General features: G+C 42.1%; 21 protein-coding genes. 20 read left to right on the top strand and 1 reads right to left on the bottom strand.

The window, feature by feature from the left end; genetic code table 11:
• Positions 1-200 precede the first annotated feature (200 nt).
• The 20 genes from DM397_RS03730 (at position 201) to DM397_RS03640 (ending at position 14,894) form a co-directional block, all read left to right on the top strand.
• On the top strand, positions 201-1,127 hold the full coding sequence (locus tag DM397_RS03730) for a PTS sugar transporter subunit IIC (protein WP_111376252.1): 927 nt from the start codon (positions 201-203) through the stop codon (positions 1,125-1,127).
• Between the two features lie 52 nt (positions 1,128-1,179).
• Positions 1,180-1,929 (top strand): hypothetical protein, encoded by a 750-nt coding sequence (locus DM397_RS03725; protein WP_142479120.1) that lies wholly within the window; start codon positions 1,180-1,182, stop codon positions 1,927-1,929.
• Positions 1,930-2,188: 259 nt separating this feature from the next.
• Positions 2,189-2,365 (top strand): hypothetical protein, encoded by a 177-nt coding sequence (locus DM397_RS23770; protein WP_162615457.1) that lies wholly within the window; start codon positions 2,189-2,191, stop codon positions 2,363-2,365.
• On the top strand, positions 2,296-2,832 hold the full coding sequence (locus DM397_RS03720; RefSeq protein ID WP_394364554.1) for a YoaK family protein: 537 nt from the start codon (positions 2,296-2,298) through the stop codon (positions 2,830-2,832). Before DM397_RS23770 ends, DM397_RS03720 begins: the two co-directional genes overlap by 70 nt.
• Complete coding sequence (locus DM397_RS03715) at positions 2,805-3,038, top strand: hypothetical protein (protein ID WP_111376250.1); 234 nt, start codon at positions 2,805-2,807, stop codon at positions 3,036-3,038. Before DM397_RS03720 ends, DM397_RS03715 begins: the two co-directional genes overlap by 28 nt.
• A gap of 77 nt (positions 3,039-3,115) precedes the next feature.
• Positions 3,116-3,559: a hypothetical protein gene (locus DM397_RS03710; protein WP_142479119.1), complete on the top strand. Its 444-nt coding sequence runs from the start codon at positions 3,116-3,118 to the stop codon at positions 3,557-3,559.
• Positions 3,560-3,769: 210 nt separating this feature from the next.
• The gene (locus tag DM397_RS03705; RefSeq protein ID WP_239452901.1) at positions 3,770-4,033 is read left to right on the top strand and encodes a DUF4134 domain-containing protein; all 264 of its coding nucleotides are present in this window, start codon (positions 3,770-3,772) and stop codon (positions 4,031-4,033) included.
• A complete protein-coding gene (locus tag DM397_RS03700) occupies positions 4,033-4,347 on the top strand; it encodes a DUF4133 domain-containing protein (RefSeq protein ID WP_111376248.1) in 315 nt (104 codons plus the stop codon). The genes DM397_RS03705 and DM397_RS03700 overlap by 1 nt, the downstream gene beginning before the upstream one ends.
• A 27-nt stretch (positions 4,348-4,374) precedes the next feature.
• The gene (locus tag DM397_RS03695; RefSeq protein WP_111376247.1) at positions 4,375-6,864 is read left to right on the top strand and encodes a TraG family conjugative transposon ATPase; all 2,490 of its coding nucleotides are present in this window, start codon (positions 4,375-4,377) and stop codon (positions 6,862-6,864) included.
• Complete coding sequence (locus DM397_RS03690) at positions 6,861-7,547, top strand: conjugal transfer protein TraI (protein ID WP_111376246.1); 687 nt, start codon at positions 6,861-6,863, stop codon at positions 7,545-7,547. The genes DM397_RS03695 and DM397_RS03690 overlap by 4 nt, the downstream gene beginning before the upstream one ends.
• 11 nt (positions 7,548-7,558) lie before the next feature.
• Entirely contained in the window at positions 7,559-8,179 is a 621-nt protein-coding gene (locus DM397_RS03685) for a hypothetical protein (protein ID WP_111376245.1), read from the top strand.
• Positions 8,180-8,183: 4 nt separating this feature from the next.
• Positions 8,184-8,819 carry a TerB family tellurite resistance protein gene (locus DM397_RS03680; RefSeq protein ID WP_111376309.1) on the top strand — a complete coding sequence of 212 codons (636 nt, stop codon included), beginning with the start codon at positions 8,184-8,186 and terminating at the stop codon, positions 8,817-8,819.
• Between the two features lie 4 nt (positions 8,820-8,823).
• The gene (gene traJ / locus DM397_RS03675) at positions 8,824-10,032 is read left to right on the top strand and encodes a conjugative transposon protein TraJ (protein WP_111376244.1); all 1,209 of its coding nucleotides are present in this window, start codon (positions 8,824-8,826) and stop codon (positions 10,030-10,032) included.
• 12 nt (positions 10,033-10,044) lie between these two features.
• The gene (traK, locus tag DM397_RS03670; RefSeq protein ID WP_111376243.1) at positions 10,045-10,665 is read left to right on the top strand and encodes a conjugative transposon protein TraK; all 621 of its coding nucleotides are present in this window, start codon (positions 10,045-10,047) and stop codon (positions 10,663-10,665) included.
• 7 nt (positions 10,666-10,672) lie between these two features.
• Positions 10,673-10,924, top strand: coding sequence for a hypothetical protein (locus DM397_RS03665; RefSeq protein WP_111376242.1), 252 nt, complete (start codon positions 10,673-10,675; stop codon positions 10,922-10,924).
• Positions 10,925-10,928: 4 nt separating this feature from the next.
• A complete protein-coding gene (gene traM / locus DM397_RS03660) occupies positions 10,929-12,221 on the top strand; it encodes a conjugative transposon protein TraM (protein ID WP_111376241.1) in 1,293 nt (430 codons plus the stop codon).
• A 12-nt stretch (positions 12,222-12,233) separates the two neighbouring features.
• Entirely contained in the window at positions 12,234-13,067 is an 834-nt protein-coding gene (gene traN / locus DM397_RS03655; RefSeq protein WP_111376240.1) for a conjugative transposon protein TraN, read from the top strand.
• Between the two features lie 30 nt (positions 13,068-13,097).
• The gene (locus DM397_RS03650) at positions 13,098-14,231 is read left to right on the top strand and encodes a hypothetical protein (protein ID WP_239457787.1); all 1,134 of its coding nucleotides are present in this window, start codon (positions 13,098-13,100) and stop codon (positions 14,229-14,231) included.
• Between the two features lie 22 nt (positions 14,232-14,253).
• Complete coding sequence (locus tag DM397_RS03645; protein ID WP_111376239.1) at positions 14,254-14,565, top strand: hypothetical protein; 312 nt, start codon at positions 14,254-14,256, stop codon at positions 14,563-14,565.
• Complete coding sequence (locus tag DM397_RS03640) at positions 14,562-14,894, top strand: helix-turn-helix domain-containing protein (protein ID WP_111376238.1); 333 nt, start codon at positions 14,562-14,564, stop codon at positions 14,892-14,894. The genes DM397_RS03645 and DM397_RS03640 overlap by 4 nt, the downstream gene beginning before the upstream one ends.
• A gap of 220 nt (positions 14,895-15,114) precedes the next feature.
• Here DM397_RS03640 and DM397_RS03635 read toward each other — a convergent pair whose 3' ends face one another.
• Positions 15,115-17,151: a transketolase family protein gene (locus DM397_RS03635; protein WP_111376237.1), complete on the bottom strand. Its 2,037-nt coding sequence runs from the start codon at positions 17,149-17,151 to the stop codon at positions 15,115-15,117.
• Positions 17,152-17,158: the final 7 nt, after the last annotated feature.

The raw sequence follows: 17,158 nt of genomic DNA, 5'->3' as shown, positions 1-17,158 counted from the left end.
CGAATCAATCTAAAACCTTTGCGGATATCGGATTGTTCCGGGCTAATTTATATTGGGCTGAATCCAGATTGTCTTTTTTCTGAAATTTGCATTGCACTGAGGGCGGTTCTTAATGGATCGGCAATCGGATTGCTGAAGAATAGGAAGAGCTGAAATGGAGCGCTACTGGAAAACGGAATGCATGTTATTGAAAAGCTTGTATGGATTTGAATGAGAGAAAAATTAAGCAGGCCGCTGGGATTTTTATGCTGGCAGCAGGTCTGGCAATGGCCTTTTTTGATCTGAAAAGCGGAACCAGAACAGTAGGCCCTCTTATAATTCCTGCTGTTTTTATCATTGTTGCGCTATCGATTCTTTTTAGGGGCATTTCAGGATGGTTTTCTCAAGCAGCGATGCTAAAGCTTCTAAGTCCAAAACCGCGATATGGATTTTTAGGCGTTTTTATTGCGTTGCTTTTAATATTCGCAATTCCAGGATTTTTGCCGCTGTTTTTTGCCGCTCAATTAAAATGGGATATCGGCCTGTCAGGCTGGATAGCCGTCTGCCTATCCGCATTTTTTGCGCTGGCTTTAATCCATGGTCTGATATTTGGGGCTGCGGTTTCCGAAAAGCGGCTCAAACTGATGCGGAAGAGGCGAAATAGGCTGTCTGCCGATGATAGGGGAATCACAGTTGAAATGCCGCTGTTTGACAAGAGCTGTTTTATGGCATGGCAGTCCATTGAAGCCATTGCCTATTACAATTATATTGCGGACAGTGATTTTACAGAACATTATGCTGGGTATCGGCTTTATTTGAACGCCGTTCCGATCTATGCGAAATATGAAAAGCAGTTCTGGCTCAACAGGCTGTTTCCGAAAGATTCCCAAAGCAGAATAATAGACATTGGTGATGGGACGGAATGCTTTTGGGAAATGCCAAAAGTTGCGGCGAAATATTTAGGGACGAAAGCGGATATCGAGACCAAAGACGCAATGAAAAGCGCATTGGTCTCAAGAAGGACCTATAAAAGCGGAAATAAAGCCATAACCTCGGAGCATTGGAGGCCAAACGGCGGCGGGGAGGAAGAGATTATTTTCAACAGGTCCAATAGGATCCTCGATGAGATCAGGAAGAGCTGCCGATAGGAATTTACCCTAAAGGGAACTTATAGAATAGATAACCATAACAGCCAATTTGATGGCAAGAAGAAGGATAACCATGCTTTTATTGGGAGCTGCGCTTTTCATACTGTGTGCTGCAGTTTACTGGCTATCGGCATTGTATGGAAAAATGCGGTATGATGCCGCCTATAAAGATTACCGGATGGGCATCAGCGCGGAGAATTATGCCCTTGTTCCCGTCTCAAAAGCTGTTCCCCAGGACCTATTGTCTGAAAGGATAAATTTTGACACTGTAAACCATAAATTCATTCTCCCTTTAAAGCATCAGTATTATGATGAGCAGAAGAGCCTGGCCATAATTAGGAACTGCACCTATATATTTGATGCGAAGGGCGTCCTGCTTTCAAAAATGGAATCTGCAGAGGAAATGGGGCAGCAGACCGAGTTTGGCCATTGCGTGAAATTGGAGGACGTGCTCGGCGCTAAAAATGAAGCGGTCAGCGTGGTGCACTTTCATAAAGAGAATTGCACCCTTAGCTTGAATCCTTTTAGGGGGCTTGGCAGCCCCAACGGACCGGGCAGAAATATGGCCTGGCAGGGCACTGCCTATATTGGTTTAAAGATGCAGAAGGAAGTTCTGAAGCTTAAGGATGGGGAAGTGTCGGCCAGGAATTTTTTCTCGAATAGATATGAAAGAAACGATTATGAACTGGGCATAAGCCTTTACCGGGTGCCGGCTGAATTTCAAAAAATCTCCTGTGTAAGCTTTTTGGTGAGGCGCAAAGCTTACGGGCCAAACGAGCTGTACATCATCCGATCAAGATAAATGGGCTTAAGGCTTTTTTTATCGCTTAAAGCAATGGGAATTTGTTTTTCAGTTTTCTTTTAAGTCCATTCGAACCTTTTTTCCACTGGGCTTAAACTTGATTTAAATCAAAAAAATAGTTCGGATTTTTATATTATTTTCGTATCTGAAGTTCATGGGATTAAGGGCGATTTTTAGGAGAATTTCAAGGAGCACTAAAATCGGACTTTTTTGTTATTATAGCCGCCGGAGATTAGCTTTTCTAATCTCTGGCTTCTTTTTGAAAGATCTAATCATTGTTCAGATTAACTACAACCAGCTATTTTTGAATCCTGCGGCATCCCCAAAAATCAGTTATTGGCATAACTTCGGAAATAATAAAAGTTTTTGGGGAGGCGCTGCCGGAAAGGGAACGCACCGTTTCTCAATGCATCGGGTGCCTGCTTGTTGCGCCTGAAAAAAAGATTTATAAAAAATGTTTATCCATCAGGGCAGAAAAAGAAATTCGAAGCACAATCTGCAGATTGCCTCACTGCTGTCTTTTGTTGCGGGAGCAGTCAATGCTGCCGGCTTTTTGCCATGGGGCTGCAGAACTCGCTGGTCACCAGAATTTCCAATGCTGTGGTGAGGACAACCCATCTCACAGGGCTCTTTACGGATCTAGGGATCGAGCTCTCCCAGCTGTTTTTTTATAGGGATGCGCAATCAAGGCGCAGGCTGTTTTCCTCCATTAGGCTCCGCTTTACGATAATCGGCTTTTTCTTTCTGGGAGGCATTGCAGGAGGCCTGCTGTATTCCAAAGTTGGGATCGTGGCCCTATTGTCCGCCGCGCTGCTTCTGGCCATAGGGATTCTTTATGATAATCTTAGGCTGAAAATTAGGCTGGCCAGAAGAAGATGCAGACAGAGGAAGAAGCGCAAGTAATCCGTAAATCCGCCATTGCTTTCGATAGTTGGGAGCCTGCTCTGATTTTGGAAGCAGTTCGGCCATTAAATTTAAAAGCATATGTACGCAGAAACTCCTGGAATGTTCCGGGAGTTTTTTTTTGCCATGGAATAAAGCAGGCTGTTGAAATCGGAGGGGTACTGAAAGGCACAGAAAAAGTTGTACTTGCAGGAGGCCTTGCGTAATTGTTCCTTTGCCCTGCAATGAAATCGGAATGGTTCCAGTTTTCGGAAAAGGATGTATAATGTTAAATAGGATGGTTATGCTTGGAGATGTTTCATGGAAGGCTTTTATGATTGCAGCTGTTGTTTTTCTTTTTTTGTGGTACGGTTTTGTAATCTTTCGGTACTATCCGAAGAAGTTCATTTCGATTTTGAAAGGGGGGGTTAGGCGCCAATCTTTGGCTGCAGAGGACATGAAAAGCGATAGCCCCTTTGCGGAGTTCAAAGAATCTTTCAGTACGCTTGAAGATGTAAAAGAGCTGTATTCCAAATTGTTGTATGCATTTGATGAAAGCGATGCTAGAGGGGTGTCCAAAACGGAATTCAAACATTATCTGCAGTTTGTGTTGTCTGAATACCCTTTTGTGAAGCAGTCCGCTTTGCGTGAAAAAATAAATTCCCTTATGGTTTTGAAGAGCCGCAGATATCCTGTTTTTGAGCTCAGCGCTCAAGAGATGGACGGCCTCTGGGAGAGCGGCGCGTAAATCTTATGCAGAGGAATGCCCCTGTTCGCTCTAGTGCGGTATGGCGGTTTGTGACAAGGAGATAGAAGCTGTAGCAGCGGCATTTCTCTGCTTTTATTTCAAGTGATGGTTTAATTTAAATGATGGGAGATGAAAAGGTGGAATTGGAGATTGAAATTCTTATGGAGAAGGCTTAAAAATATATCGGGCGCTTTAGCACTGTCCCTGCTGATGCTTTATTCAGGGGCTCTTTACAGCCAGGATGGGGTGGCGGGCATCAATGAGGCCAACCAGAAGGTGCGCAGCTACTTTGATGCGGGCACCGAACTGATGTACGCTGTGGGAGCCATATTGGGGCTTATCGGAGCGGTGAAGGTGTACCAGAAGTGGAATGCGGGCGATCCCGATACGGGAAAGGTCGCCGCGGCATGGTTTGGCAGCTGCGTGTTTCTAGTGGTGGTGGCTACGGTCATTAAATCCTTTTTTGGGGTCTGATGGCAAACAGCGTTTACAGGATCAATAAGGGCATTAATCAAAGCATTGAATTTAAAGGGCTCAAAGCGCAGTATATCTGGTATTTAGGTTTTGGAATAGTGGCGCTTATGATACTTTTTGCCGCGCTTTTTATTGCAGGGATGCCTTCCCTTGCATGTGTTGGGCTTATCGGAATTGCAGGGGCCTTTCTGGTTTTTAAGATATATAGGATGAGCGCCAGATATGGAGAGCATGGCTTGATGAAAGCCATTGCCTCAAAGCGCATTCCCAACTGCGTGAAGGTGCGCAGCAGGGGCGTTTATATAAAGCTGTAGCTATAGAACGTTAATTTATAGGAAGGGATGGAGAAGAGGATGGAAGAGCTCCTGCCGATTATGGCAGTGGAGCATGACTGCATATTGTCAAAACAAGGGGATATAACTTTAGTTTTTAAGGCGGAGCTGCCTGAGATTTTTACGCTTTCGGATCAGGAATATGAAGCTTTCCACCAGTCGTGGATAAAAGCTTTAAAGGTGCTGCCGAAGTTTTGCGTTTTCCATAAGCAGGACTGGTTTTTAGAAAGGAAATATAAAGCTGATTTCTCAAGCGGGGACAGCAGTTTTCTGAGCCAAAGCAGCGAGCGTTTTTTTAACGAAAGGCCTTTTCTGGATCATTCCTGCTATATTATGCTGACCCAAAAGCCGCAGGGAAGGAGAAATGCAACCTCGCTGTTTTCTAATCTGCTAAGGAGTTCCATAGTTCCCGAGGAAACTTTAAAACCGCAGCTGCTGCAGGACTTTACAGATGTCTGCGGCCAGTTTAAAAGGATCATGGAGGACAGCGGATTCATAAAGCTGGTGCGTATGAAAAATGAATGGCTTAGAAGCGGGAGCAGAAGGATCGGGCTGGTGGAAAAGTATTGTTTTTTATCGGAGCGGGAAGATTCATTTGTTTTCAGCGATATCAGATTTGATGAAGGCTTGGAAGTGGGAGATAAACGCTGCCAGCTTTTTACTCTTGGCGATGCGGCCGATCTGCCGGGCCTATGCGGATCCAGAATCAATTTTGACCGCTATTCGACTGATAGAACCAAATTTAGCGTAGGATTTGCATCAGCTTTAGGGCAGCTTTTGTCGTGCAATCATATCTACAGCCAGTACATTTTTATTGAGGATGCTCAGAAAACCATTAGGAAGCTGGAAAGCAAGAGGCTTCGGCTCCAGTCGTTGTCGGCTTACAGCAGGGGAAATATGATTGCCAGAGATGCCGCTAATGATTTCCTGAATGAAGTCGTGTCTGAGCAGAGGCTTCCCGTAAAGGCCCATTTTAATGTGCTGGCATGGAGCACGGATAAAGAAGAGCTCAAGGACATTAAGAACAAGGTGTCATCAGCACTTGCCCAGATGGATGCGGCCGCCAAGCTGGAAACGGTTGGAGCCCCCCAGATTTATTGGGCTGGAATTCCAGGCAATGAAGGGGATTTTCCAATGAATGACACTTTTGATACTTTCACAGAGCAGGCGGTCTGTTTTCTGAACATGGAGACTGGCTACAGATCTTCGCTGAGTCCTTGCGGTATAAGGCTTGGAGACAGGCTGACCGGAAAACCGGTTCATGTGGATATCAGCGATGAGCCTGTTAGGATGGGAATCTGCACGAATCGCAATAAGTTTATACTCGGGCCTTCGGGCAGCGGAAAATCCTTTTTTACCAACCATATGGTGAGAAGCTACTACGAGCAGGGAACGCATATAGTGCTGGTGGATGTCGGGCACAGCTACAAGGGGCTCTGCGATATGGTGGGTGGCTATTATTTCACGTACGATGAAAAGAATCCGATACGCTTTAACCCTTTTTATATTTCAGAAGGGGACTCTCTGGATACCGAGAAAAAAGAAAGCATTAAAACGCTGCTTTTGGCGCTGTGGAAAAAAGACGATGAAACCTTTAACCGAAGCGAGTATGTGGCGCTTTCAAATGCCCTACAGCTGTATTATGAAACGCTGGATGCCGATTCGGATATTTTCCCATGCTTTGACAGCTTTTATGAATTTCTGAAAGAGGAGTTTGTTTTGATTCTGTCGGATGATAAGGTAAAGGAGAAGGATTTTGACGTGAATAACTTTCTATATGTATTGCGTCCCTATTATAAAGGAGGTGAGTTTGATTATCTGTTAAATGCAACAGAGAATCTGGATCTTCTGAAAGAAAGGCTTATTGTCTTCGAATTGGATAATATCAAAGACCATCCGATTCTTTTTCCAGTTGTGACCATCATTATTATGGAAGTATTTATCAGTAAGATGCGAAAACTGAAAGGTGTCCGCAAGATGATACTCATTGAAGAGGCGTGGAAGGCAATTGCCAGGGAAGGAATGGCAGAATACATTAAGTATTTGTTTAAAACGGTAAGGAAGTTCTTTGGAGAGGCAGTTGTGGTTACGCAGGAAGTGGAGGATATTATTTCTTCTCCCATAGTAAAACAGGCCATCATCAATAACAGCGACTGCAAGATCCTTTTGGACCAGAGCAAATACCAGAACAAGTTTGATCAGATTCAGGAGCTTCTGGGACTGACCGAGAAAGAAAAAGCGCTTGTGCTTTCGGTAAACAAGGCCAATGATCCCAATAAGAAGTACAAAGAAGTTTTTATCTCCCTTGGTGGCATGCTTTCTAAAGTGTATAGAACCGAGGTATCCTTGGAGGAATATCTGGCATATACTACTGAAGAAAGCGAGAAAGTGAAAATGAATGCCTACGCCGAGAAGTTTGGCGGGGACATCAAAAAAGGAATAGCCGCAATGGCTCAGGATATGAGGGAAGGAAAACAATTAAATGAAAAGGAAAAATGAAAAAGAGATTAATTGCCAGTGCGGTCTGCCTGCTGCTTATCAGCACCCCTGTGAGACCTGCTGAAACGGCTGCAGTGCTGCCGATACTGGAAATTGTAAAGGCAGTAACAAAGAAAGTTATAAAAGCAATTGATCTGAGGATCCAGAGGCTGCAGAATAAGACCATATGGCTTCAGAATGCACAGAAAAAAGTTGAAAATGTCCTGTCAAAATTAAAGCTCGATGAGATATCGGACTGGACCCAGAAGCAGAAAGAACTTTACAAAGGCTATTACGAGGAACTCGCCAAAGTAAAATCAATCATAACCTATTATCAGAGGATAAAGGATGTCACTAAAAAACAGACCAGACTGGTTCACGAATATGAAAGGGCATGGAATCTTTTTAAAAAGGATGCCCATTTTAAAGAAAGCGAGATACAGTATATGGAGCGCGTTTATTCCGGAATTCTGGAAGAAAGCCTTAAGAACATCGACCAAATTTTTTTAATCCTGGATTCTTTCTCAACGCAGATGAGTGATTTGAAAAGGCTGGAAATTATCAATAGAGCTGCAGACCAAATCAACGCCAATTATGATGACCTGATGCTGTTTAACCGGCAGAATATAATGCTTAGCCTCCAGAGGGCTAAAACAGAAGCTGATGCAAATCAAGTCAAAGAATTTTACGGAATTCCGCAATAAAATTAAATATTATGAAAAAAGTAATCATACTGCTCTTCACGGGATTTCTTTTAAGTCAAGGAATTCACGCGCAGGCCAGGCAGAGAAAGGAACTGCTGCTGCAGATTGCTGCACTTCAGGTTTACATGGATTATGCTAAAAAAGGATATTCAGCTGTTTCGAAAAGTCTGAATTTCATTGGTGATGTAAAGAAGGGAGAAGTTAATCTCCATGGTGATTATTTTACATCGTTATTGAAGATTAATCCGAGGGTGAGAAACTATTATAAAACAGCAGAGATCATCTCCTTGCAGTTTAAGATAGTGAAAATGTATAAAAGCACTTATGCTAAACTCAAGACTGATGATTTATTTCAGGGAAATGAGCTCGATTATATTGCGCGTTCTTTTGAAAGGCTGCTGGAAAGCTGCAATGAAACTTTGGACCAGCTTCTGGTTCTTACAACTGATTCAGAACTGGAGCTTAAAGATGACCAAAGAATAGCGCGTATTGATGGGCTGCATAAAACGATGGTTGAGAATTACGATTTCTGTCTGTCTTTTAGCAATGAAGCAAAGTTACTGTCATTGTCAAAATCTCATGAAAAAAGAAGTGCTGAATCCGCACAAAGCATTTACGGACTTAAAAATTGACGCCATGAAAAGGATATTGATTTTAGTATTTCTGGTCTTTTTTGGATTTATCCCAAGCAGCATAAATGCGCAGTCGGCAGAAATCCAGCAGCTGATCTTAAACATTGAAAAACTCTCGCAGTTCAAAAAGATTCTCAGCGATATGAAAAAGGGTTATGAGCTGCTTTCAGGAGGCTACAAAACAGTTAAAGATATGACTGAAGGAAATTTCAGCCTTCATAAAACATTCTTGGATGCCCTTATGCAGGTAAGCCCAACGGTCAAGAATTACAAAAAGATAGGAGATATCGTGAACTTCCAGATATTGTTGGTAAAAGAAAGCAAAAAAGGACTTTCCAGATTTATAAAAAGTGAAAGTTTCAGCCAGCAGGAGATCAATTATTTTGAGAAAGTTTATGGAAACCTTTTGAACCAGAGTTTAAGAAACCTTGATGAACTCACTATGGCAATTACAGCTGATAAGCTGAGAATGTCAGACGATGAAAGGCTTCTGGCAATTGATACTATTTATATGGAGATGCAGGATAAACTGTTGTTTTTGAGAGGCTTTAATAAATCATCAAGCATGCTGGTGCTGCAGAGAGCAAAGGAAAAGAAAGATGTTTATGCTTCCAAAGAACTTCTTGATTTAAAAAATTAATGCGATGAACATAGATAAATCTTTAAAGAGAATTCTGTTTTTAAATGCAGCAGTGTTTATGCCTTTTGCTATTCATGCTCAAGGCGTCGGAGATGATATGCAGAGTTTGCACTCCGTGTTGGACCAGCTTTATGATGAGATGATGCCCTTGTGCAGTAATCTTTTGGCTGTAGGGCAGGGGATAGCTGGTTTTGGAACGATCTGGTATATTGCTTCCCGAGTCTGGCGTCATATTGCAAACGCTGAACCTATAGATTTTTATCCCCTGTTCAGACCTTTTGCGATTGGGTTCTGCATCATGATTTTTCCATCTGTTCTTGCTCTTATCAACGGGGTTATGAAACCGACTGTAACTGCTACGGCCGCTATGGTGACAGGATCCAATAATGCTGTGGCAGTTCTTTTGAAAGAAAAGGAAAAAGCAATCAGAGAAACGGATCCATGGCGGATGTATGTAGGGGTTTCCGGTACCGGGGACCGTGACAGGTGGTATAAATATACTCATGATGAAGATCCTTCCGATGAGAGCTTGATTGCCGGTATCGGAAACGATGTCAAATTTGCCATGGAGAAAGCATCCTATAATTTTCGGAATTCTGTTAAGGAATGGATGAGCGAGGTGCTCAGAGTATTATTTGAAGCAGCGGCTTTGTGCATTGATACCCTTAGGACATTCCAACTTGTAGTGCTTTCCATTTTAGGGCCGCTTGTATTTGGCATAGCTGTATTTGACGGGTTTCAGCATACCCTCACCGTCTGGCTTGCCAGATACATAAACATTTATTTATGGCTTCCCGTTGCGAATATTTTTGGAAGCATCATTGGGAAAATTCAGGAACTGATGCTCAAACTGGATTTATCGCAGGTGGAGGCAAGTGGAGACACCTTTTTTAGCCGGACCGATATGGCTTACCTCATTTTTATGATTATTGGAATCATAGGCTATTTCACTGTTCCGTCAGTTGCCAATTATATTGTCCATGCAGCCGGGGGCGGAGCTCTTGGCCAAAAAGTTACCAGTATGCTTGGCAGTTCTGCCAATTCAGTAATTGCCAAAACCTCGCATGGGGTTGGCATGGCAATGGATGCAATGGGAAATGCTGCTGGGCAAATGTCGCAGAGCATGTCTTCATCAGCAGGCAATGCTCCCTATTTTAAAGAGAAGGGAAATTACATGAATGATAAGCTCAAAGGAAATTCCAAACAGACTTAAAACCAACATCCCATGTTTGCTAAAATGAAAAATATAGATGCCGCTTTCAGATATGTGAGAGGTTTTACAATGCTTGTAATTGTTGGGTGTATGGCAGTGTGCTGTTATGCACTGTATAAAAGTTTCCAGACCGTAAGGATGATGCAGGACAAAGTGTATATTCTGGCCAATGGCAAAGCGCTTGAAGCTTATGCGTCAGATCGAAAGGATAATGTGACTGTGGAAGCCAGGGATCATGTGAAAACCTTTCACAAGTTTTTCTTTACCCTTGACCCTGACGATAAAGTGATTAAAGCCAATATCACAAAAGCGCTGTATCTGGCAGACGACAGCGCCAAGCGCATTTATGATGATCTGAAGGAAAATAATTTTTATTCAGGAATTATATCCGGGAACATCAGCCAGACCATTCAGATTGATAGTGTGAGCATTGATATCCGAGAATATCCCTACCGTTTTAGATGTTATGCCAGACAGAACATTATCCGCACTACCAGCATTATAAAAAGAAGCCTGATTACTGAAGGTGCGCTTCGAAATGTATCCAGAAGCGACAATAATCCGCACGGTTTTCTGATCGAGCGTTTTAATACTGTTGAAAATAAGGATATCTCGGCTGAAACCAGAAAATAAAATTCATATGAAATCTTTATTTAAAAAACGCACTGAGCCAATGGTTTATCACAAGTTTTATCTGCTGGCGCAGAAAAGATGGGCTGAAAAAATGAAAGGATTCACAGGTGGCCTTTCAAAGAGACAGCTCATATGGGCACTGCTATTATTTACGGTTTTAACATCAGGGCTTCTGATCTACAATCTGTACAGGGCATTTTATAAAGAGGCTGGGGTTCCAGAAGTTTTAAAAACTAAGAAAATCAACTTAAAAAACTAAAATTATGCAAGAGAAAACAATATCGCTAAAGGAGTCTAAAAAGAGAAAATTGCTTTTAATGCTGCCTCTTATAACGCTTCCGTTTCTAACATTCCTATTCTATTGCCTAGGAGGAGGACGAATGGAAGTTAAAACAGGGGAGAATGCTGAAAAGAAAGGATTTAATTTTAATCTGCCGCTGCCTAAATTTAAAGGAGACTCAGCATTGGACAAGATGGGCTATTACGATCAGGCGGCAGCGGATTCTATAAAACTGCGGGAGCAGATAAAGAAAGATCCCAACTATTTTGATGATAAAGGCTCTGAAGATAAAGCCAGTCCTTTTTCTGCGGATGATTTTGACTCCAGCATGCTTCCAAAAAGCAGATCGGCTTTTAATTCGCAGCCTTTTCAGGACCGCAATGAGCAGAAAGTTTATGAGAAGCTTAGGGCTCTTGAAAAGGCAATCAGCCAGCCTGCTGTCCCTAATGCTTATGGCCAGGATATGCGGGAGTTTGAAAACTATGGGGCATCAAAAAGCGAACCGGATGCGATAAAAAACTTGGAGCAGATGATATCGCAAATGGGCACTTCTGAGGAACCTGATCCTGAACTTCAGCAGTTAGGCGGTATGCTGGAAAATATTTTGGATATACAGCATCCGCAGCGCGTGCAGGAAAGGCTTAAAGAATCATCTGACAGTAAAAAGGGAAAAATATATCAAGTGCAGAAAAAAGCGCCGGAGAACATCATGAGCTCCCTTGAGCGGAATGCCAATGCGCAGAATCCTGTAAAAACAAATGCATTTTATTCTCTGGACGAAGTGAAGGCTGCTGAAGAGATCCAGAATTCCATTGAAGCGGTTGTGCATCAGACACTGACTATTGTCAACGGATCGATGGTCAAATTAAGACTTTCGCATGATGTTTTCCTGCAGGGAACAGCGATACCCAAGAATACTTTCCTGTACGGAACTGCAGCTTTAAAAGGCGAGAGGCTTGAGGTAAAGATTGCAAACATACAGTATGGTAATTCCATATTTCCTGTCGAGCTGGCTGTTTACGATATTGACGGGATTGAAGGCATCTATATTCCTGGGGCGATCAGCAGGGATGCTGCCAAAGCATCGGCGGACCGTTCCATCCAGAGTCTCGGTCTTGCCGGAATTTCGGATTCATGGGGCGCGCAGGCGGCAGAGATGGGAATTGAAGCGGCAAAAAGCCTTTTCAGTAAAAAAGTGAAACTCATTAAAGTGCTTGTAAAAGCAGGTTATAGGGTGCTATTATATGATGAAAAACAAAAGAATTTAAAACCTTAAAAGAAAGAAGAGATGAAAAGAATAATCTATCTGCTGCTGCTTGCATGTCTTGCCGGTATTTCAGCTTACCCTCAGGGATCAGGAAATGAAACTGCATTTTATGAAGATCATTACAAAAATCTCCAAATTGGTTTTTCTAAAACCACAAGCATAGTATTTCCCTATGCCATTAAAAGCATAGATAAGGGAAGCGCAGATGTGCTGGTGCAAAAAGCAAAAGGGGTGGAGAATGTACTGCTGATTAAGGCTGCCAAACCGTATTTTTTTCAGACCAATCTAACAGCTGTAACTTCAGATGGAAGGCTATACGTGTTTGTCCTGAATTACGATGACGGCTGCTCCGATTTAAATATTAAGGCGGAAGATGGCATCGCAGTTAATAAAGATATCCTTTTCTCTCGTGAGAACGATAATCAGAAAAAGATCGAACAGGGGGCTTGGCTTGCATTAGGCAAAAAGAAAAAAGCAAGCGGGATTAAAAGTTCAAAGTTTCAAATGGGCCTTGAAGTCAATGGCATTTTTATAAGCCAGGATGTTATGTATTTCAGGATAGCATTGGAGAACAAATCGAAAATAAATTATGACATCGACCAGATTCGGTTTTTTATAAGAGACCAGAGGAAATCAAAACGGACAGCCTCACAGGAAATTGAAATGGTGCCGCTGTATGCAACTTCAGCTTCGCTGGTTATACCTGATAAATCTCAGGTTGTAAAAGTTTTTGCTTTTGGCAAATTTACCATTCCTGAGAAAAAATACCTCACAATTCAGCTTATTGAAAAGAATGGCGGAAGAAACTTGGATGTTGACATTAAAAACATGGCAGATAAAATGCTTTCACTGTAGTTCAGATTTATAAAAATAAATAGCAGCACTATGACAATCGACTTAAGTGACAGTGAAATGATGCTGGGTTACGCCCAAGAAATGGCTTATCTCGGCTACACGGATGTTGCCTTTAATATTGATCAGGTTAATAACAGTGATACGCTGGAGTTTTTTCGCGATCCGCAGCAAGCAGAGGAATATTGTGCTGTAATGGCTAACGATGCAGAATACTTTGAGAGACTGCCTGTAAAGTCGCTGATACATGATTTAAATGCGCTTATGCAAAGCGGAATTGACCTGTCCTCTATTGAGGCGATTGATATAACTGGTTTTGCCAGGGGCGAAAGAGAAAGGAAAGAATTTTTAGAGAATAATTTAAATGGAAGTATCATGAATGAGAAGAATTTAGAATTTTTGGCAGACCAGATCAAGTATGCTGGTTTTGGGGAAGCGCTGCAGCCCATATTAAAAGAGCAGCTGGGAAAAGGGGAAAAGGAATTTACGGTTCTCCATGAAGCCAATTTTGAGAAGAGCGCCTTTAAATGCGAGCTGAGCTTTAAGAAATCCGACCGGAGCGATCTGTATTTCTTCAACTCCTATAAGGCCATGCTCTCCAAGGAAGGGGCTCCACATACATTGGAGCAGATCTTCTATATGGGAAAGGATAATAATTTTACAATGAAGGAGGCTTTTAATCTGCTGGAAGGAAGATCGGTCAATAAGGATCTTATGACCAAGGAGGGCGAGAAATATAATTCTTGGATTTCTTTGGACTTTAAGGATGCCGAGCCAAACGGAAATTTTAAGATGAACCATTACCACCAGAATTACGGCTATAATCTTCAGGCGGCTCTGGAGAAGCATTCCATTAAGGAGCTTCAGACACCCGAGTCTAAAGAGAGTCTGCTTGGTTCGCTTAAAAAAGGGAATATCCAATCGGTCACTTTTGTTGTCAATGGCGAGGAAAAGAGAAGGTTTGTGGAGGCCAATCCGCAGTTCAAGACCATCAGGGTGTATGACGAATCGATGCTTCGCATCAATGACAGGCAAAGCCAGGAGCAGAAGCAGAAGGATTCCAAGGAAGATATCTCCAAAGGGGAGAAGAAGAGCGCTGATGGGAAGGAAGATGATTTGGGGGAGAAGAAGGAAAAGAAGGCGAAAAGAAGATCGCCGTCGATTTAACTCAGGTGATCATTGATGGATTATGGAAAGCGTGAAACCCTTGGCAGACTTTTTTTCTGCCATTGAAAAGGACGGGCGCATCGGCACGGCGCATATAGCCCTTTATGCGGCCCTTCTGCAGTTCAGGTCTGCCAAAGGCTTTGCCAATCCTGTTGAAGTCTTCAGAAGGGAATTGGCGCCCACGGCTAAGATATCTTCCGCATGCACCTACCATAAATGCCTTCGGGAGCTCGATGAGTACGGATACCTGCGCTATGAGCCTTCTTTTAAGAAGACAAGGGCAAGCCGGATATATTTTTTTGATTTTGAACTGCGTAAATTAATGGAGCCATGAAGCCTTTTGCTTTTGAGGATCTTCCCAATATACTCGGAACCCTTGTGATGCGTGTGGAGAGCATTGAGCGTATGGTAAAACAGATCAGGGACAATAAGCCTCCTGAGGATTTTGATCCGGGCCTAATGACCATTCTGGAGGCCTCAAAGCTCGTGAATCTATCGGTGGCCACCATCTATTCGAAAGTATGCCGAAAGGAAATGCCCGCCAACAAGAAGGGCAAGAAACTTTATTTTATAAGGTCAGAACTGCTGGAGTGGATCAAATCCGGGAGGATCAAAACCATGTCGGAAATGCAGCGGGAAGCGGATCAGAGATTTAATAAATAGGATTATTTTGGAAAGCCTGCAGAAAATTTGCAGGCTTTTTGTTTTGTATCTTATTTGTACCCGATGCTCAAATTACACAAGGGCTTTTATAACAATGAAAAAACAGCTTTCTTAATTATAATTTTTATTCAAACTGGCCTGGCTTTTTGTTGCATAAAAAATTAAGCCAATAACTTAAATAAAATAGGCTTACTTTTTTGTGGCAAAATAGAAGGCAATTCTAATGTGCTATTCCTAAATATTTTACAATCTCATTGCTAATATTTTCAGCCGTAAATCCAAATTTTTGATCTAAAACTGAAGCTGGAGCTGAGTAGCCAAAATGATCTAAACCATAGACAATTCCTCGAGAACCCACTAAACTTTCAAGATTAATAGAAAGACCGGCTGTCAGACCGAAAACCAATCCGTCTTTTGGAATAATGCTTTCTTGATATTCTTTTGGTTGAGATCTGAAAATGCCCTCAGAAATAATGGAAGCAACATTTATCTTTAACTGTTTTGTTTTTTCCAATTCAGAGGCTGCTTCTAAAAGAGTGGCAACCTCAGATCCGTTTCCGATCAAAGTAAGATCTGGATTTTGGTTTTCTTTAATTAGATATCCCCCTTTTTTAGCTTGTGATGCAGCTGCAAATTTTGGATCCTTGTACGGAAGATCTTTGATGTTTTGTCTTGAAAGGATTAATGCTGTAGGAGTTGTTTTATTTTCAACAGCCATTTGCCAAGCTACCGAAGTTTCAGCCGCATCGGCTGGGCGCAGTGCCAAAAAGCTTTGACGGCCAGAATGGTTTTTAATTTTTTCTAAAAGCCTGATCTGAGCCTCTTGTTCAATCGGCTGATGCGTTGGCCCATCTTCTCCGACTCTAAACGAATCATGCGTGAACACATATTTTACAGGAAGCTCCTGAATTGCAGCAAGACGCATGGCTGGTTTCATATAATCAGAAAAAACAAAGAAAGTGGCTACAACAGGAATTACTCCGCCATGCAGAGCCATTCCATTTGCAATTGCGGCCATTGTAAGTTCGGCGACGCCTGCTTGAAGAAATGCTCCGCTAAAGTTATCTTTCTGCATCACTGAAGTCTTTTTCAAGAAACCGTCCGTTTTATCGCTGTTAGACAAATCAGCAGAAGAAACAATCATGTTTTCTATTTTTTCAGCCAAATAGCCTAAAACCTCCGCAGAAGCATCGCGTGTTGCCGCATTAGCTTTTTGAGATATAGAACTGAAGTCCATTTCAGGAAGTTCTCCGCTGAAGAACTGCTGGATTTTTATAGCAGATTCAGGATTTTGGCTTTCCCACGCCAAAATTTTTGATTTCTTTTCTGCAGCATCCTTAGTTTTTTGTTCTAAAACTTTTTGATAATGGCCTTCAACGCTGCTGTAAATGGCAAAAGAATCTTGTGGATCAGCGCCCAAGTTTTCAAGTGTCTTTATAAAGTCTGCTTTTGTTGCCCCGATAGGTTTGCCATGAAGTTCACATTGCCCTTCGTATAATGTGCCCTCAGAAGTTACGCAGCCTTTTCCCATAATTGTCCTTCCAATAATAAGCGTAGGCCTTTTTAATTCGGCATTTGCTGCGTTTAACGCAGAACGTATCTGGGTATGATTGTGAGCATCAATAGTTATGACCTTCCATCCCCAAGATTCATATTTTGCGGCTGTATTTTCACTCGTTACTTCGTCAGTCATGGATGATAATTGCACATCATTGGAATCATAAAACATGATAAAATTGTTTAATCCCAAATGTCCTGCAATCCTTCCTGCTCCCTGCGAAATTTCTTCCTGAATGCCTCCGTCTGTTATAAAACCATATATTTTGTGATCAAATAAATTATCGAATTTTTCAGATAGGAATTTAGCGGCAATGGCAGCTCCAACGCCCATAACATGCCCTTGTCCCAATGGACCGGATGTGTTTTCAATACCTCTCTTTACATCAATTTCTGGATGGCCAGGCGTTACAGAACCCCATTGTCTGAAATTTTCAAGATCTGTTTTTTCATAATTTCCCAAAAGATAGTATTGGGCGTACATTAATGCAGATAAATGCCCAGCGTCCATAAAAAAACGATCTCTAAAAATCCAGTTCATTTCAGTTGGATCATATTTCAAATATTCAGAATATAAAATGTGCATAAAATCTGCTCCTCCCATTGATCCTCCAGGATGTCCGGAATTTGCTTTTTCAACCATTGATATTGCTAAAGCTCTAATATTATCTGCTGATAATTGGTCTATTGTCTTGTCCATTTTTAAG

It is taken from the genome of Flavobacterium nitrogenifigens (genome assembly GCF_003254565.1).
Lineage (GTDB): Bacteria > Bacteroidota > Bacteroidia > Flavobacteriales > Flavobacteriaceae > Flavobacterium > Flavobacterium nitrogenifigens.
Note: the sequence above shows the minus strand (reverse complement) of the source record. Positions and strands in the feature narration are given on the sequence as shown.